The following is a 16,969-nucleotide window of genomic DNA, read 5'->3' as shown; positions in this document are numbered from 1 at the left end:
GCTACGCCGGGCGTCAGGCGGCCACTTCGGTGCGGCCCCGTCCGGCATTTTTGGCTTTATAGAGGGCCACGTCCGCCGCCTTTAGCCATTCACGATAGTGGGTGAACTGCACCCCCCAGGGGGCAACCCCAACGCTGATACACAACCTCGCCATAGGTGCTCCGTGCAGCGGCATGTTGACCAGCCGTTCGTGGACGCGCGACATCGCTGCAATCGCGCTGTCGGCAGGCGTGCCGGACATGATCACCGCGAACTCATCCCCGCCAAAACGGCCAATATAATCGCCTGAGCGCAGGGTCAGCTGAAGCTGGCGCGTGATGGCGACAATCGCTTCATCTCCCACGTCATGCCCCCAGGTGTCGTTGATCGTCTTGAAGTGATCGATATCGATGAGCAGTATCGTCGCCTGTCGATGGCTGCGACGGCAGGCCTCAAATTCGTTACGCAGCAGCGTTTCCCAGTGGCGGCGATTGAACACGCCGGTCATTCCGTCGCGGGTACTCATCAGCTCAAGCCGACGCTTATGCTCTGCCAGACGGATCGCCGTGCGGTGGCTGAGCCAGGCAAACAGTATGGGATAGACCACCAGCACGGGGAGCGTCAGCCACAACGACAGCGGTTCAGAGGTCAATACCACAGGAGTACCCGTGGATTGCACGGTCAACAGGGCAGACAGGGCAAGTAGCGCGAGTCCTGTCAGAAATAACCGGCATCCCCCCGATCCCATCATATTCATGCCGATCATCACGATCAGCGTCGCCGTTGGTAGCGCATTGAACCCTGTTAGCCCCATCCAGACACCGGCAATAATGGCATCGATTTTCAGATTAACAATTTCACTGCTATGGGGTTCAGCCGAACGAAAAGCCAGCTGCCAGGCCAGATGGGGCCAGACAAAGACCCAGCCCACCAGCAATAACCACCAGACGCCGGAAAGAAACTGGCTCACCAGGACGCTGGCAAGCGGAACAAATAGCGCCGCCAGACCAACGATGCGTGCCAGCCGTATTCGCCGGGCAAATCGCAGACCGGAACGGTATGAATCATCCTGAGAAAGCTGCTGGTGCCACGCTTCCCGAATGTTCTCGTGATTGTCATAAAACTCATCATTCATCATTTTTGGGAATATTCTGAAACATTTTCCCAAATTATAGAGAGGGGGATAGCGGGGAAAGTATGAAATTTTGGGTGAGCCACAGCCGTGACTCACCCGTTAGCACTACGCCTGTTTTTTGAGGCACGCGCTCATAAACTTGCTGCGATCGTCGCCTTTCAGCATCTGCTGTGTCGCCTGGGCGTTGCACTCACGCATTTTTTGCTGCTGTGGGGTCAGGCTTTTTTCACCGGGTTTAGCCGCACCATTTTTAAGGCAGTCGCTCATGTACGTTTTACGGGCATCCCCTTTCAGGCTTTGCGATGTCGCCTGTTGGTTACAGGTCGTCATGCGCTGCTGCTGGGGCGTTAACGTTTTCTCTTCCGCGTGTGCTGAGGCGATCAGACACAGGCCAGAGAGCAGGGTAACCAGTATTGTTGTTTTCATTGCACCATCCTTTATGTGAAGTTCCACGTTAAGTCTGGCTCGTTACGGGAAAAAAACCACCCTGCGACTCTGATTTTCGCCGGGCTCTGCGGTTATTTCAGCCCTGTATCGGCACAATATTCATTAACCGGTTTCGCCGGGGGGGAGGCGGTAATTAATAACAGAAATTATGCGGTGAAAGGTGTGCTCTGTCTCAATTTAATTTTCCCTGCATAAATGTGTAAAAATAAAAACAGAGCGACGCCAGGCATCCTGCATGACAATTCTGTGACACGTCATTTCACCTCAGACAGGTTAGCTGCGAGGATGCCTTAAAAGCTTCTTTACGTATTGCTGAAGCAGCTCCGCATCTTCCGCAGGCACCTGGGAATCAGGACGCGCTTTTTCCAGCGCGCCTTCAACGTTGTCGATCAACGCCTCCTGCTCCGGTTTTGCCATCTGTCGCAGCAGCGCCGTCACAACGATTTCCAGCGCCTCGACCTGGGCAACCAGCTCTTTCGACTCTTCTTCCTTTTGGGCAAGCTTAACCAACAACTCAGCAATGAGATTTTTCATGGTGCTATTTCCTTATGTGATTTACCCTGAAATTAACACCCTCTCTGAATAATGAAAAGCATGGATTGGCTTTATCTTATGCAAAAGTGACATCGCTGCCAAAAAAGATATTTCAGCGCGAAAGCGAAACGTTTTCCTGAAAGAAAGGCGCCGCATTTCGTTATATAAAAATGCGGCGTTCATAAGAATAAATAATATATTATCGTGTTTACCGGGCCGACTTTGCCTCAGCGATTCGCCTGCGGCGTCGCAAGGCAAAGGCCAGTTGAATAATATTCAGCAGGACCACCACCGCCGTCGCGGCAAATACCCAGCGGAAACCCGCCATCGCCGAGACCGAGGCGCCGATAAGCGGGCCTGCTACGTTGCCTAAATACATGAACGACTGGTTGTAGCCAAAAATGCGGCCGGTTACCTGGTCACTGGAATATTTCACCAGCAGCGTCTGAACAGCGGGCAGCATGGCGCCATCTGCGAAGCCAAGCAGGAAGCGCAGGATGCCGAGCTGAAGAGGTGTGGTGACGAATGACATGGCAAAGAAAAGGATCACCGCAATGATGAGCGTTGCCATCAGAATACGTGCCGTACCGATCCTGTCGCCCAGTTTCCCCAGACGCGGAGCAGACATCAGCGCCGACACGCCCGGCACCGCGGCAATCATCCCGCTCAGAAAAGCAATGTTGCTGCTGTCCGGCGCCATCGACTTGATAAACAGCGCCAGAATCGGCCCTACCGAACCGTTACAGAGCTGGATCACCATCGTCGTCACAAAGAGGCTAATCATCAGGCCAGGATAAGGCAGCGAGGCGAAAACCGCTTTTCCGCTCAGGCGTTCGGATTTACTGACAACAGGCCGCCCGCCCTCTTTAATCAGAAAAAGGGTGACCAGAAAGCTGATCGTTAGCAGGATCGCGGTAATGATAAAGACCGCACGCAGCCCGACATGGTCCGCCAGGAAGCCGCCGAGCAGCGGGCCGCCAATGACCCCGCTGATCTGGGCCGTGGAAAGCGTGCTGAGCGCCCAGCCGCTTCGCTCACGCGGTACCTGTGAGGCCACCAGCGCCATGGCATTCGGAATGTAACCGGAGGTCAGCCCCATTATCGCCCGCAGAATAAACAGCTGCCAGACGTTGGTGGCGAAGGCCTGGAGCAAAATGGCTATCGCCATCCCCAGCGAGGCGCGGAGCAGCATCAACTTGCGCCCCTTGCGATCCGCCAGGCTGCCCCACATCGGCGACACAATGGCGGAGACCAGAAACGTCACGCTGAACGTCAGGCCGGACCACATCGAGAGCGCTTCATGGGAAGTCACTCCCAGCTGCGACACATACAGCGGCAGGAAGGGCAATATTTGGCTGATAGCCAGTCCGGTGAAGAAGCAGCCGAACCAGACTGAAATGAGATTAACTTTCCAGGATTCCATAACAGAAATAGTCTTCATTTTTAGGCGAATTCGCCGACAGATTAGCAAGTTACGCGCAATGACATAGCGCCAGAGATGCGGCCTTGCAGACTTTGGTGTTTTATCTTCCCAGTCATCATATTTGTGAAATAAGTCACAATTTATCCAATTTTTGGCGGAAGATTATGCTTCATCGACATAATCCATAGCCGCGCATCCCCAGATGGAAATGGTTGGCATGGGCGGCATTATAGTCCGGCCCCAGACCGTTACCGTAATAGCCACAGCTTGCCGAGAGCAGGGCCTGTAGCCAGGGCTGCGTCTTTTCCGCTTTCCAGCCGTTCAGGACGGTAACGCGCTGTCCATTTGCCAGCCTGAAAGCGCTGATATCCAGCGCATCCGCCGTGGCATGTTCGCTGCGCCGCGCATCCGGGCGGCTGTAGATATTGCGGCAGGCGAAGCTGCCCAGATGTTCAATACGCGTAAGCTCGCTTCCGGTCCAGGTTTTGGTGAGCGGTCGGGCCTGCTGGCTGACAAACAGCGCCGAACTTAACGCCAGCGGACAACTGGCCAGAAAGCTGCTGTTCAGGCTCACCGGGCCAAAATCGCGCACGCGCACCACGTTACTCAGCGGACACTCACCGGCGCTGTCAGCGACAGCCTGGGTACGGATAAGCTGGCGTTGATTCGCCTGCGCTAACAGGCTTTCGCATGCCTGCGGTGTTAAACGTCGAAGTTTAAACTGGGTTATTTTTCCGGGCGGATCGTCAAGCGTAAGCGGCACGAAAGGATTGTAATACGGCGGCAACCAGCGGTAGCCCACCGTGGCGATCCCGGCAATAACAATAAGAATAAGCAGACCTTTTCCTTTCACGCGCCCCCCTTCAGCATCCCCAAAACATTATGGCAGAAGGCCGCGAAACCCGCCGGGCATCGTGGTATGTTATGGGCTTTTCGTCAGACTGGAAGAGAGTGAGATGGCAAAGCAGCGCGTAGGTATTGTCTTTGGGGGAAAATCGGCAGAGCACGAGGTGTCATTGCAATCGGCTAAAAATATCGTTGATGCGATTGATAAAAGCCGTTTTGACGTGGTGCTGCTGGGCATTGATAAACAGGGCCAGTGGCATGTTAACGATGCCAGCCAGTATCTGTTACACGCTGACGATCCGGCGCACATTGCCCTTAATCCTTCTGATGTCAGCGTCGCAACGGTTCCAGGCGTGGAACAGGGACAGCTTATCGATGCCGGGAACGCGCAGGCGCTGGCACAGATTGACGTAGTATTCCCTATCGTTCACGGCACGCTGGGCGAAGACGGCTCCCTGCAAGGCATGTTGCGGATGGCGAACCTGCCATTTGTCGGTTCCGATGTGCTGGGCTCTGCCGCCTGCATGGATAAAGACGTCACAAAACGTCTCCTGCGCGACGCCGGTCTGAATATTGCGCCGTTCGTGACGCTCACTCGCGCCAACCGCGATAAACACAGCTTCGCGCAGATCCAGGCGCAACTCGGCCTGCCGCTGTTTGTGAAACCGGCGAATCAGGGCTCGTCCGTCGGCGTCAGCAAAGTCACCAGCGAAGCGCAGTTTAACGATGCCGTTCGTCTGGCCTTTGAGTTTGACCATAAGGTGGTGGTTGAGCAGGGAATTAACGGTCGTGAAATTGAGTGCGCCGTACTGGGCAACGACTTCCCGCAGGCGAGTACCTGTGGTGAAGTGGTACTGAACAGTGACTTCTATTCCTACGACACCAAATATATTGACGATAAAGGTGCCCAGGTTGTGGTTCCCGCCGCGCTCGATCCTGACGTTAACGACAAGATCCGGGCGATCGCCGTTGAAGCTTATCAGGCGCTGGGATGCTGTGGGATGGCGCGCGTCGACGTGTTTCTGACGCCGGATAACGAGGTGGTGATTAACGAAATCAACACTCTGCCGGGCTTTACCAATATCAGCATGTACCCGAAGCTGTGGCAGGCCAGCGGGATAAGCTATCCGGAACTGATCACCCGCCTGATTGAACTGGCACTGGAGCGCCACGCCGCTGACAGCGCCCTGAAAAGTTCCGTTAACTAACGCTTAGTCGGCTTTCTCTGCCGTCGTCGTCTCATCGGGACGACGGCGGATAATGAATCCCGCCAGCCAGAAACTGATTACCCAGGTCACCAGCCCAACCGCATAGGTTTGCCAGCCTTTCGCTTCAAATCCCAGCAGCCCGACAACACCGTTGAGAATAAAGATCAGCCCGATCGCAAAGGCGTAGTAATGCCAGTCACGGCGTAATTTGGAAGTGAGCTTCATGACAACTCCGGCAGAAAAAAAACTATCCTCTCACAGTTTGATAAAGGCGTCTGTGGCGGATACGTAAATTCTGAAATGCAGCGCAGTTTCACTTATGTTATCAATTTGTGACGTGATGCAGAAATCGACAATCCAGGAGAAATCCTGAGCCGAATTTCCCACGATTCTGATATTGACAAATGCTATGACCTGTCACACTCACCCTGTACGACGCGTATTAAAACAGAGTGATATTATCGGGAGGTCTTATGGCAGACTTTACATTGTCGAAACCGATTTTTGGCGGAAAACAACCAAAAACCTCCACGGCGGGGAATATCGCCTATGCCCTGTTTGTTCTGTTTTGTTTCTGGGCAGGAACCCAACTGCTGAATATGCTGGTGCATGCCCCTGGCGTGTATGAGCATCTGATGCAGGTGCAGGATACAGGCCGCCCGCGCGTTGAAATCGGTTTAGGCGTGAGCACCGTATTTGGACTCATTCCCTTCCTCGCGGGCAGCATGGTTCTGGGCGTGATTGCCCTTGTCCTGCGCTTGCGCAACCGCCACTGATTACAGTCCCATACAGCGTGCCCGACGATCGTCCACGCGTTTCGCGAACCAGGCGGTCGTCAGGTTACGCGTGATCTTCGGGCTTTCCAGCTGAATGCCTGGCAGAATGGCTCTGGGTAAAGCCTTTCCACTTTTCTTCTCGGCCAGCGCAAAGACCTGCTTATACAGATCCGTTTTCTCAAACGCCAGGCTGTCGCCCTTCTCCAGCTGTCGGCGAATGTCGCTGTTGCTCATCTCCAGCTTCGTCGAGAGTTTTCGCACCGCACGTTCGGTGGTCCCGGCCTCACTGCTGCCGTAAGCAATGAGATCGCCGTCCAAAGCGAGCTTCACACCGCTGGCGCGGCTTACCGCATTCTGGAAGGCTGCATTTCGGCTGGCATACCAGCCCGCGTTAAAGTCGGCAAAGCGATACAGCGGTTTATCGTAGTTGGCCGGATAATTCAGCAGGTGATACGTCCCAAACCACAGCCCACCGCGCAGGGAGAAGACCTCCTGACGTACCGTACCGTCGATATCCCACGGATAGCCGTCGGTATGCTTTTCCGCAAATGCGATACTGACCTGCATCGGACCGCCGGTATGCACCGGATTTAGCGAGCCAAACAGCTTCTGCCCCATCGGCACCATATTGATGAAATCATCGAAAATGGCGCTAAGCTGTTTCTCGGTTTTCACCGTATCCAGCCGTTCACTGTAGCTTTTACCGTTTGGCGAGGTGATTTTAAGGGCGGTATGCACCAGGAAAACCGGGATATGCATCGATTCGGCCCGGCGGTCGATCTCCTTCCAGGCGATTTTGTTCAGGCCAGGCACTACAGGATCTGACTGATACATCGATTCCTGCTGCGCCACCGCGAGCACCGAGCAGATATTCTCCTCGGTAGGCGCGATCTTCTGGCTTTTGAAGGTCGCGGCCAGCGCATCAGCCCACTCACTGCGATCCTTCACGCTGGCGGGCATTTTTTGCCGCACCACGCTCGCCACATCAACGGGCTTCTCCCCTTCTTTGAGCGGGGCAGCCCCTTTTTCGGCACAGCCCGCCAGCACGAAAGCGGCGAGTAACGTCAGCGGTAATGCACGTGGTACGGCAAATGGCATAGCAATTCCTTTTTAACCTAATGTATGGGTGACTTCCTGCACGTCCTTATCGTCCAGCTCACGCTCGAAACTGCGTAAACGTTTGTAGATGGACATCAGCTCCACCAGCGTAGTCCAGGAGCTGATCAGATACTGGAACGAACCGCGAACCTGACCAAAGACGTTGGTGATTTGGGTCATCAGACCGAGCGTAATCGTACCCGCAACGATGGACGGGAACAGCAGGAACAACCCGAAAACGTTATCAACCTGAAGATAAAGAATGCGCGCGATATTGAAATACATGTAATGGAAATAGAGGCGGAAATAGTTACGACGTACGGCGCCAAACAGCTCACGCACGGTAGGCGGTGACGCACGGTTGGCATCGTCTTCGCCATACACCAGTTCTTTACGGTAGGCCGCTTCCACGCGCTGGTTTTTAAACTCCAGCCCCGGCAGCTTGATCCCCACCACCGCCAGCAGCCCCGTTCCCATCAGCGACCAGACAATCGCAGCAATCACCAGGCCGTATGGCAGATGGCCGACAATCGGCAGCTCCGGAACGTGCGACGAGAGCGTCACCAGCACCGGCAGGAAGGCGATCAGCGTCATGATGGCGTTGATAAAGCTCACGCCCATATCTTCCAGAGTAGAGGCAAAACGCATGGTGTCTTCCTGCACACGCTGTGCGGCACCTTCGATATGCCGCAGGTGCTGCCAGTGTGCCATATAGTGTTCGTTCATCGCGGTACGCCAGCGGAACACATAGTGGCTGACGAAAAAGTTATTCATCACGCCAATCACCACGGCGATAAGGGCGATGCCGAGGAAGATCCCCACCTCATGGTAGAACTGGTTAATGGTCACTTTATGCGGCGAACTCAGCGCCGTCTGGATCAGATCGTAAAATGGCGCATACCAGGCGTTGACCGCTACGCCCACTTCCACCAGGAACCAGGTGACAAAGATAATTAACGACGTGCCGAGAATCGACCAGTATTGCCAGCGGTGAGGAGAATAGACAAACCAGAACATGGCAAAAAGCCCTACGCAGAGCACGTAATAAGCGTAGAAAAGCAGATAGCTCATGGACCAGAAGCGCGCTGCGCTAATGGGAATATCGCCCGTTGCCCCCGTAAGACGGATCAGCCACGCGCCGCCACCGGCCTGCCAGAAAATGACAGCCAGCAGTGCCCAAATAAATGCCGACAGGAAAAAGGGCCCCGGCTTTGGGAAAAAAGACTTAAACATTGTGCTTCCTTCTTGTTGTTATGGCTGTTGCTGTGTTCAACATATCGCCACACGAAACCTTGCCTGTGCCAGCCTCCCGGCTCAGGCAAAAAAGTGAGACCTGCGGGTGAATTATTAGTTCGCTTCACAGTTTTCAGGAATTGTTTCGGTGCGTTTCATTCGCAACAGCGATCGTAGCGTCTATCATACGGTCGATGTCACAAAATGGGAGCCACGCCGCAAGTAAATTGTTCAAATTTACCCACGGTTACGTTTTTCTCGCTATCGTTATGCAAATCGGGCCATTGCCCGACGCCGATTAGTAGTATAACTACCCGTAACTTTCCTTATTCACTTGATGGATGCTTTTCGTTGAAACGTTGTCTGCTCTCTATCGCCGCGCTGTGTGCGGTGAGCCTGTCCACCGCCCAGGCAGCACAGCCTCTGACGGCCCCGGTTCTTGCCTCTGACATTGCCGATCGCTACGCGAACCTTATTTATTACGGCAGCGGTGCGACGGGAATGGCGCTGGTCGTGATCGACGGTAACCAGCGGGTGTTTCGCAGCTTCGGTGAAACACGACCGGGAAATAACGTTCGTCCGCAGCTGGATTCCGTTATCCGTGTCGCATCGATAACCAAGCTGATGACCAGCGAAATGCTGGTGAAACTGCTCGATCAGGGCGTGGTGAAACTCGACGATCCGCTCAGCAAATATGCACCGCCCGGCGCTCGCGTTCCGACATATCAGGGAACGCCGATCAGACTGGTGAATCTGGCGACCCATACCAGCGCCCTGCCGCGAGAACAGCCCGGTGGCGCTGCGCATCGCCCTGTCTTTGTCTGGCCAACCCGCGAGCAACGCTGGAACTACCTGAGCACAGCAACCCTGAAATCGGCCCCGGGCTCGCAGGCCGGCTATTCTAACCTGGCGTTTGATCTGCTGGCCGACGCTTTAGCGACGGCGTCGGGTAAGCCCTACCCTCAACTGTTTGAAGAGCAGATCACGCGTCCGCTCGGGATGAAAGATACCACTTACACCCCCTCCCCGGACCAGTGCAAGCGTCTGATGGTGGCGGAAAAAGGGGCCAGCCCGTGCAATAACACGCTGGCCGCCATTGGCAGCGGTGGCGTTTACTCTACGCCTGGCGACATGATGCGCTGGATGCAACAGTTCCTCTCATCGGATTTTTACGCGCGCAGCAATCAGGCCGACCGAATGCAGACGCTCATCTACCAGCGTGCTCAGCTACGACGCGTCATTGGCATGGATGTTCCAGGTAAAGCCGATGCCCTCGGCATGGGCTGGGTGTATATGGCGCCAAAAGATGGCCGACCGGGGATTATTCAAAAAACCGGTGGAGGTGGCGGATTCATCACCTACATGGCGATGATTCCGCAATCAAACGTAGGCGCTTTTGTGGTGGTCACCCGGTCGCCAAATACACGCTTCGTGAATATGAGTGATGGCGTAAATAATCTGGTGGCCGAGCTGAGCGCCAATAAAGCGCAGGTGCTTACGGCCTCTAACTGATCTCAATAGTCCGTGGGCAAACGGTTGATACTGATCAGTTTGCCCCGGCTCATATTGATGTAGTTCCCCTGCCGCAGCGCCGCCAGAACCTCAGCAACGACCGAACGAGAAATACGAGTGCTACGCTGAATATGATTCATAACACCAATTTTTGAACGTAGCGTGTCATCCCACTCGGCCATATTGATCAGCATCGCCCGAATTTGGCTATAGGAGTTATTTCCTACCAGCTGCATATCACGTTTTCCCAATAAATGGTTAAGCCATGACAGCCAGCAGAAAGCCTCTTGCCAAAGTTGCGCGTCCTGAATAAGCTGGTACGCGTCAGATGCCGGTAAATAAAATCCGGTACAAGGCGTCTGTGCCATCAAAGAATATTCAAGATAGTTTTCATTTATCCATGCGCTTAAACCGTGGATATACGGTGCCCGCGCAATACCCATAAGTAATTCGTCTGATTTACGGTGGACGGCCGTCAGGCCGGATTGTATGACAACGGTCAATGGTTCATCATCATTATTGCCGGTAGTTATTAATTGTTGTGGTTCGATCTTAAATGGGGTACCGGCGACTTCCAGACACTTTATGAGCCGGCTTAATTCAGAAAGTGGCTTCGCATTAACGTTCATGCATACCTCAAGTCATCTGTATATGTCGGTTCTTTATAATTTTTAAAACACATAAAAAAGCGGGGGAAAAATCCCCCGCGCTTTCTATATTACCAGGTGTATTTCACATCCAGGTTTGCTCCCCAGTTCTGGTCAACGTCGCCGCCGCCCAGATAAGTCGCATCAGTGTAAGCACTGAAGTTTTTCGTGAAGCTGAACTGAGTGCCCAGTCCCACGCGAACCGCAGAGCCTTCCACGCCGTTATCAATGCTGTCATTGTTGATATCAGCATTGTTGTCGGCATCGTCATACACGTAAGCCAGTTTGAAGTAAGGCGTTAATGCCTGCTCGCCGCCGTAGTTGAAGGTATAACCTGCATCCACGCCGAGTTCATAACGCATACTGTCGTAAGACTGACCATCGATACGCATGTCGTTGCTTAGCTGGTAGTCATCACCGGACTGGAACAGGCCAGAGATCGCCGCGTAAGGCGTGACGTAGCCAGACAGGTTTGGTTTCCAGTCATAGCCCAGTTTCATCCCGAAACCAACGGCGTCAGTCGTGGTATTACCGTCAACATACTGACCGTTGCTCATGGTAGCAGAGAGGTCGTTGTTGAAGCGGGTGTAGCTCAGGGAGCTGTCGAGGAAGATGTCGTTCATGAACTTCGCCGACGCGTAGATCATCGCAGTCTGGCTGTCCTGATCGACCTGACCAGTACGATCGCTGATATCACCCTTCGCGAAACCAGCCGCACCACCGACAATCCACTTCGCGTTATTACCGTCGATCTGAGTATCCAGACCTACCATAATGCCGCTTACGTCCTGATCGTAGCTAACGGTGCCATTATCCGCGTCAAAGTTGCCGCCGAAATAGCTCACCCATGCGCCGCCGTTATCTGCCAGGCCATGACGGCTGTTGGTCAGACGGGTACCCACGGTATCCTGTTGCAGATTCCAGATGTTGGTATTAGCAGAAGGAATGCTCAGCGCCATGTTGGCGTAGTCAGTCAGTTCTTCCTGCTGGAGAACAACGGTGTCGCCCTTCTGCTGCGCCTGATAGGTATAAGCACCTAAATCGGCTTTGTTTGCCGCAGTAAAGCTGGCAGCGGTATCCGCGTTATTGTCATAGACGCGAACGATCTCTTTGTTTTCGTAGTCAGCTACGGAGCCTGCGCCGGTCGCATCGTCGATGCGCACTTTATAGTTACCGGCAACGTCACCGTTCACCGCCAGATGGCCGTCAGAGTTCAGCGCGACAACACCATAGTCGTAGCCCGCTTTAGAGCGATCGTTGGTGATATAGCGTGCGTTGTTCAGGTCGCTGTTCAGCACATAATCACGGCTGGCAACGTTAAGCACACCGCCATCGGTCAGCACCATATTGTGCGTATCAACCTGACCCAGACCCAGCGCCAGCTCTGCACCGTTGTCCACGGTAATGGTGTTGGCATACAGCTCAGCTGTCTCTTCAGTGAGTGCAGCACGGCTGTAGCTATCCAGATACAGGCTGTCGGTAGCCACACCACCGCTGTCGCCAATATTCAGGCTAGACGCATTGGTCAGGGTGATGGAATCTGCCAGCAGGCCGGAGTTTTCAACATTGACCTGAGACTGGTTGTTCACCGTCAGCGCGTCAATGTTGGAGATCTTACGGGTATCCCACTCGGAACCGTTATCCAGCGCCACGTTGAACCGGCCGCTCTGATAAACTTCTTCACCTGCAACATGACCGTTGCTGTCAAAGGTAGAATCAGGCCAGATGCTGTTTGGAGAAAGCGTGTGCCAGTCTACATCGCTGTAGCCTTCACCATACATCTGCGCCGTGCCGATGGCTTCAACGCTGGACTGCGCGGCACCCACCCATTTACTGCCGTTGGTCAGCGTGACATCCAGCTTGTCGGTATCATCCCAGCCGTTGGTAGTTGGGTTATAGACGCCGTCATCGGTGGTATCCGTTGCCGGATCGCCATTCTCGTAGAAGTTGTTATCAAAGGTGCTGGCGAAAAGGATGTCGCCGGTAATGGTAGAGTGATCGAAGGTAGCGGTGGTCTGCATAGCGTTATCAGACGCGCCAGCAACAACGATCAGCGCCGCATCATCCGCAGCCGTGGCGTTGGTTTCACCGTAGTCGCTCGGCTTCGCCGTTTGACCGTAGAAGCCACTGGTACCCAGATCGCTGTACGCACCAGAGGTCAGCACAGAATCTTTCACCACCAGCGTATCGGTAAAGATATTGCTGCTGTTAGCAACCCCTTCAACACCGTCGTATGGCGTGTTATCCAGCTCCTGATAACCCTGCGTCAGCGTGATGCCCGCGATATGGGAGTTGTTCTGAATAACGATATCAGATTCAACGTCCAGCGTGATCGCGTTACCCAGACCATAGGTGTCCAGATAATGCGTTTCAGTGGTTTCACCATTGACGACATCGTAGGCGTAATGCTCGTAGGTATCGTTGATGGTGGAGTTATCAACAGTCAGGCTAAAACGATCATACTGGGTATGAGTGGTACCGTCAGTATCCACGCCATCTGCACACGTCGTGGTCATACACTCTGACGTGATCATGCCGTTAATGGTGCTGTTAGAAATACTCAACGCGTTCGCACGGCCATTGACACCATCATCCAGATAGTATGTCGAAATAACTCCGTTTACGGTTGATTTATTGATGACTGGATAAATGTCACCATCATGTGTGGCATCTGAATAATCCCAGTCAGCATAACCATAATACCAGGGCGTGGACGCGGTATTGTCATAGCCAAAAGTATTATATGTTGTGCCGGATATATCTTTCGCATTGGCCTGAGAAGCGATAGCCAGTGTGCAGGCTAATGCAAGTTGTGATACAACCAGTTTCTTTTTCCATGTTTGCATTGGGTCATCCCTCCTCAGGGACGTAAGCAAGTTTGTCCATCAAATCATTTAGCAACATTAAATTGCGGAAGGAATTATGCAGTTTCACTTCGAAAAGGTTCAATGAATGATTCCATTAAGTCCGTATTCAGACAAATAAGCTTGTAAACCCAGGACAATATCAATCATTATGAATAAATATTATAAATTCAACTGATTGCAAACTACTTTAGTTGCTTCGGCACATATAATAAAAAGCAATAAATCATTAATATTTATAATCCCGAACCAATATAGAAACCTCACCAATATTACATATCACACTGAACACCAGAATAAGCTTTATAATATAGACAAAATACATACAGCGAATATTAGTCGATTTCAAAAATCTAAAAGACAACTTTAGTAAAACACCGCTCCCTGCTTTCAGGTACACTATACCTCTTTGTTCCACAAACATCAGGCATACCATGACCGATTTAATTGCACGTCCCCGTCGCCTGCGCAAGTCTCCCGCACTGCGCGCCATGTTTGAAGAGACAACACTGACCTTAAACGATCTGGTGTTGCCGATTTTTGTTGAAGAAGAGATCGATGACTACAAAGCCATCGACGCGATGCCGGGCGTGATGCGCATTCCTGAAAAGCATCTGGCCCGCGAGATCGAACGCATTGCGAATGCGGGCATCCGCTCGGTGATGACGTTCGGTATCTCCCACCACACTGACGCGACCGGCAGCGATGCCTGGAAAGAAGACGGCCTCGTCGCCCGCATGTCGCGCATCTGCAAAGAGAGTGTGCCGGAGATGATCGTCATGTCCGATACCTGCTTCTGCGAATACACCTCTCATGGCCACTGTGGTGTGCTGTGCGATCACGGCGTGGACAACGATGCGACCCTGCTGAATCTGGGCAAGCAGGCGGTAGTTGCCGCCGCTGCGGGTGCGGATTTCATTGCGCCTTCTGCGGCAATGGATGGGCAGGTACAGGCGATCCGTCAGGCGCTGGACGCTGCGGGCTTCACCGACACCGCCATCATGTCCTATTCCACCAAATTTGCCTCCTCTTTCTACGGCCCGTTCCGTGAAGCAGCCGGCACGGCGCTGAAAGGCGATCGTAAAACCTATCAGATGAACCCGCTGAACCGCCGCGAAGCGATTCGTGAGTCTCTGCTGGATGAAGCCCAGGGCGCTGACTGCCTGATGGTGAAACCGGCTGGCGCATACCTGGATATCCTGCGCGACATTCGCGAACGCACCGAACTGCCGCTGGGCGCCTACCAGGTGAGCGGCGAGTACGCGATGATCAAATTCGCCGCGCAGGCGGGTGCCATCGACGAAGAGAAAGTGATCCTCGAAAGCCTGGGGGCGATCAAACGCGCGGGCGCGGATCTGATCTTCAGCTATTTCGCGCTGGATCTGGCTGAGAAGAAAATTCTGCGTTAATCCGCTTTAGCGCCGGGTAACGGCTTCGCCTTACCCGGCCTGCTCTCTGCGCTAATCTTCACCAAACTGCAATACAAACGACATCTCCTCCTTCTACTGTCTGGGCAAGACGGCAGGAGGAGTGATCAATGTTTAGTCTCGACAGCGTTCTTGATGACCTTTGGCCTCAGGCGAGGCCCGCACCCTGGCAAAAAAGTCTGTTAAAAAGACTGCTTCACGAAGACGAATTTCAGCAGTTTGCCGCCAGCCACCGTCACCTGAAAGGGCTGGATATGGTGGAGCAGGTACTGGAACACCTTGATATTCACTGCTCCGTTTCCGCCCGCGACCTCGAACAAATCCCCGAACACGGCCCACTCATTGTGATAGCGAACCACCCCACCGGCACCCTGGATGGGCTGGCGCTGCTGTATGCCGTTTCCCGCGTGCGCCGCGACGTGAGGGTTGTTACCAACAGGATGCTGTCCCACCTTGAGCCCCTCAGTTCATTATTTATTCCCGTAGATAATATGGGCGGCAGAACCGCAAAATCCTCGCTGATACAGATGGAGCAGCACCTGCAAAACGCCGGCGTGCTGATCTTCTTTCCGGCGGGCGAAGTTTCCCGCCCAACGCGCAAAGGCATCCGCGATAAAAAATGGCATCCGGGCTTTATCAAGCTGGCCGGCAAACTACGGGTGCCGCTACTCCCGGTACATATCCAGGCGCACAACAGCCTGCTGTTTTATGCCAGTACCCTGGTCTCGCCAACGGTATCCATGCTGCTGCTGATGCAACAGATGTTTCGCCGCCGTCACAGTCAGCTGCCGATCAAAATCGGCCAGCAGATTGCCTGGAATGACCGGTTTAGTTCTACCCTTTCATCGCGTGAGATGGCCGAGCAGTGTCGTCAGCACGTGATACGTCTTGGCAAGGGATTGCCTGGCGTCTTTAAAACCCAGTGCGCCATTGCCCGCCCGGAAGACAGGGCGACGCTCAAGCGCGAACTGGCGCAGGCCGAGTGTCTGGGCAAAACCAGCGATGGTAAGGCCATCTATCTTTGGCAGCGCAACGGGCAGGAAGAGGCGCCTCTGCTGCGCGAGCTTGGGCGGCTGCGCGAGATTGCCTTTCGTGCCGTGGAGGAAGGCAGCGGGAAGCGCCGGGATACGGACAGCTACGATGATGACTATCTGCACCTCATTCTGTGGGATGACGATGACCTGGAAATTGTCGGCGCGTACCGCTTTATGCCAACGGCCATGCAGGTGGAAAAGCGCGGCGTCGAGGGGTTGTACAGTTACAGCCTGTTCCACTACGACGAAAAAATGCAGGACATACTGGAGCACGGCATTGAGCTGGGGCGCAGCTTTATACAGCCGCGCTACTGGGGGCGTCGCGGTCTGGACTATCTGTGGTCAGGCATTGGCGCCTATCTGGCACGCTATCCCCATTACCGTTACCTGTTTGGTCCGGTGTCCATCTCCGGCGGCTTACCGCCAGCCGCACGGGATCTGCTGGTGGCGTTTTATCGTCTCTGGTTTCCGGCCAGCCATCCCCTAGCCGCCTCGCGTCAACCCTACCCGGCCTCACTTCCGGACGTGCTGGCACAGTTTGGCGGAGTGGATTACGTGGATGACCTGACAAAGCTGAAATCCCTGCTCGGCAACCTGGGTTGCGGCATCCCGCCGCTCTACAAACAGTATTCCGAGCTATGCGAACCCGGCGGCGTGCAGTTTATCGATTTCGGCAGCGATCCGGCGTTCAATAACTGTATCGACGGGCTGGTGCTGGTGGATCTGTGTTATCTGAAGGCAAACCGCTATCAGCGGTATATAGAAGCACACCTTTAGCTCCGTTGCCCGGTGGCGCTGCGCTTACC

Annotated in this window: 15 protein-coding genes; 5 read left to right on the top strand and 10 right to left on the bottom strand. The window is 54.0% G+C overall.

What is annotated here, in order from left to right; all coding sequences use genetic code 11:
* Positions 1-13 precede the first annotated feature (13 nt).
* The 5 genes from adrA to ACJTMZ_RS20245 all read right to left on the bottom strand — a co-directional run bounded on the left by adrA (position 14) and on the right by ACJTMZ_RS20245 (position 4,371).
* Complete coding sequence (gene adrA, locus ACJTMZ_RS20265; RefSeq protein ID WP_149604290.1) at positions 14-1,117, bottom strand: diguanylate cyclase AdrA; 1,104 nt, start codon at positions 1,115-1,117, stop codon at positions 14-16.
* A gap of 102 nt (positions 1,118-1,219) precedes the next feature.
* Positions 1,220-1,540, bottom strand: a complete 321-nt coding sequence (gene psiF, locus ACJTMZ_RS20260) for a phosphate starvation-inducible protein PsiF (protein ID WP_015571316.1) — start codon at positions 1,538-1,540, stop codon at positions 1,220-1,222.
* Between the two features lie 294 nt (positions 1,541-1,834).
* Positions 1,835-2,095, bottom strand: a complete 261-nt coding sequence (gene iraP, locus ACJTMZ_RS20255) for an anti-adapter protein IraP (RefSeq protein ID WP_003859148.1) — start codon at positions 2,093-2,095, stop codon at positions 1,835-1,837.
* A 208-nt stretch (positions 2,096-2,303) separates the two neighbouring features.
* Complete coding sequence (locus ACJTMZ_RS20250) at positions 2,304-3,518, bottom strand: multidrug efflux MFS transporter (RefSeq protein WP_015571317.1); 1,215 nt, start codon at positions 3,516-3,518, stop codon at positions 2,304-2,306.
* A 169-nt stretch (positions 3,519-3,687) separates the two neighbouring features.
* Positions 3,688-4,371, bottom strand: coding sequence for an extensin family protein (locus tag ACJTMZ_RS20245; protein WP_017383151.1), 684 nt, complete (start codon positions 4,369-4,371; stop codon positions 3,688-3,690).
* A 103-nt stretch (positions 4,372-4,474) separates the two neighbouring features.
* Between ACJTMZ_RS20245 and ddlA the strand changes: the two genes are divergently transcribed.
* On the top strand, positions 4,475-5,572 hold the full coding sequence (gene ddlA, locus ACJTMZ_RS20240) for a D-alanine--D-alanine ligase (protein WP_017383150.1): 1,098 nt from the start codon (positions 4,475-4,477) through the stop codon (positions 5,570-5,572).
* Between the two features lie 3 nt (positions 5,573-5,575).
* On the opposite strand, the gene ACJTMZ_RS20235 is transcribed toward ddlA, so the two are convergent.
* Entirely contained in the window at positions 5,576-5,797 is a 222-nt protein-coding gene (locus ACJTMZ_RS20235; RefSeq protein WP_015571318.1) for a DUF2754 domain-containing protein, read from the bottom strand.
* A gap of 248 nt (positions 5,798-6,045) precedes the next feature.
* Between ACJTMZ_RS20235 and ACJTMZ_RS20230 the strand changes: the two genes are divergently transcribed.
* Positions 6,046-6,348 (top strand): DUF2755 family protein, encoded by a 303-nt coding sequence (locus ACJTMZ_RS20230; protein ID WP_047057897.1) that lies wholly within the window; start codon positions 6,046-6,048, stop codon positions 6,346-6,348.
* Here the strand turns inward: ACJTMZ_RS20230 and ACJTMZ_RS20225 are convergent, their stop codons facing one another.
* Complete coding sequence (locus ACJTMZ_RS20225; RefSeq protein ID WP_017383149.1) at positions 6,349-7,446, bottom strand: DUF1615 domain-containing protein; 1,098 nt, start codon at positions 7,444-7,446, stop codon at positions 6,349-6,351.
* A 12-nt stretch (positions 7,447-7,458) separates the two neighbouring features.
* The gene (gene sbmA / locus ACJTMZ_RS20220; RefSeq protein ID WP_032652682.1) at positions 7,459-8,679 is read right to left on the bottom strand and encodes a peptide antibiotic transporter SbmA; all 1,221 of its coding nucleotides are present in this window, start codon (positions 8,677-8,679) and stop codon (positions 7,459-7,461) included.
* 351 nt (positions 8,680-9,030) lie between these two features.
* Here sbmA and ampH point away from each other — a divergent pair, with 351 nt between their 5' ends.
* Positions 9,031-10,191, top strand: coding sequence for a D-alanyl-D-alanine-carboxypeptidase/endopeptidase AmpH (gene ampH / locus ACJTMZ_RS20215; RefSeq protein ID WP_003859164.1), 1,161 nt, complete (start codon positions 9,031-9,033; stop codon positions 10,189-10,191).
* A 2-nt stretch (positions 10,192-10,193) separates the two neighbouring features.
* Here the strand turns inward: ampH and ACJTMZ_RS20210 are convergent, their stop codons facing one another.
* On the bottom strand, positions 10,194-10,820 hold the full coding sequence (locus ACJTMZ_RS20210; RefSeq protein WP_015571320.1) for a helix-turn-helix domain-containing protein: 627 nt from the start codon (positions 10,818-10,820) through the stop codon (positions 10,194-10,196).
* An 89-nt stretch (positions 10,821-10,909) separates the two neighbouring features.
* Complete coding sequence (locus ACJTMZ_RS20205) at positions 10,910-13,684, bottom strand: autotransporter outer membrane beta-barrel domain-containing protein (RefSeq protein WP_408626973.1); 2,775 nt, start codon at positions 13,682-13,684, stop codon at positions 10,910-10,912.
* Between the two features lie 452 nt (positions 13,685-14,136).
* Here ACJTMZ_RS20205 and hemB point away from each other — a divergent pair, with 452 nt between their 5' ends.
* Both hemB and ACJTMZ_RS20195 read left to right on the top strand, forming a co-directional pair.
* Positions 14,137-15,111 (top strand): porphobilinogen synthase, encoded by a 975-nt coding sequence (gene hemB, locus ACJTMZ_RS20200; protein ID WP_015571323.1) that lies wholly within the window; start codon positions 14,137-14,139, stop codon positions 15,109-15,111.
* A gap of 128 nt (positions 15,112-15,239) precedes the next feature.
* Positions 15,240-16,940: a lysophospholipid acyltransferase family protein gene (locus ACJTMZ_RS20195; protein WP_017383146.1), complete on the top strand. Its 1,701-nt coding sequence runs from the start codon at positions 15,240-15,242 to the stop codon at positions 16,938-16,940.
* Positions 16,941-16,969 lie beyond the last annotated feature (29 nt).

The sequence above is a fragment of the Enterobacter sp. DN genome, from assembly GCF_046054285.1.
Classification (GTDB): domain Bacteria; phylum Pseudomonadota; class Gammaproteobacteria; order Enterobacterales; family Enterobacteriaceae; genus Enterobacter; species Enterobacter hormaechei_C.
This window is presented reverse-complemented; position numbering and strand designations above follow the sequence as displayed.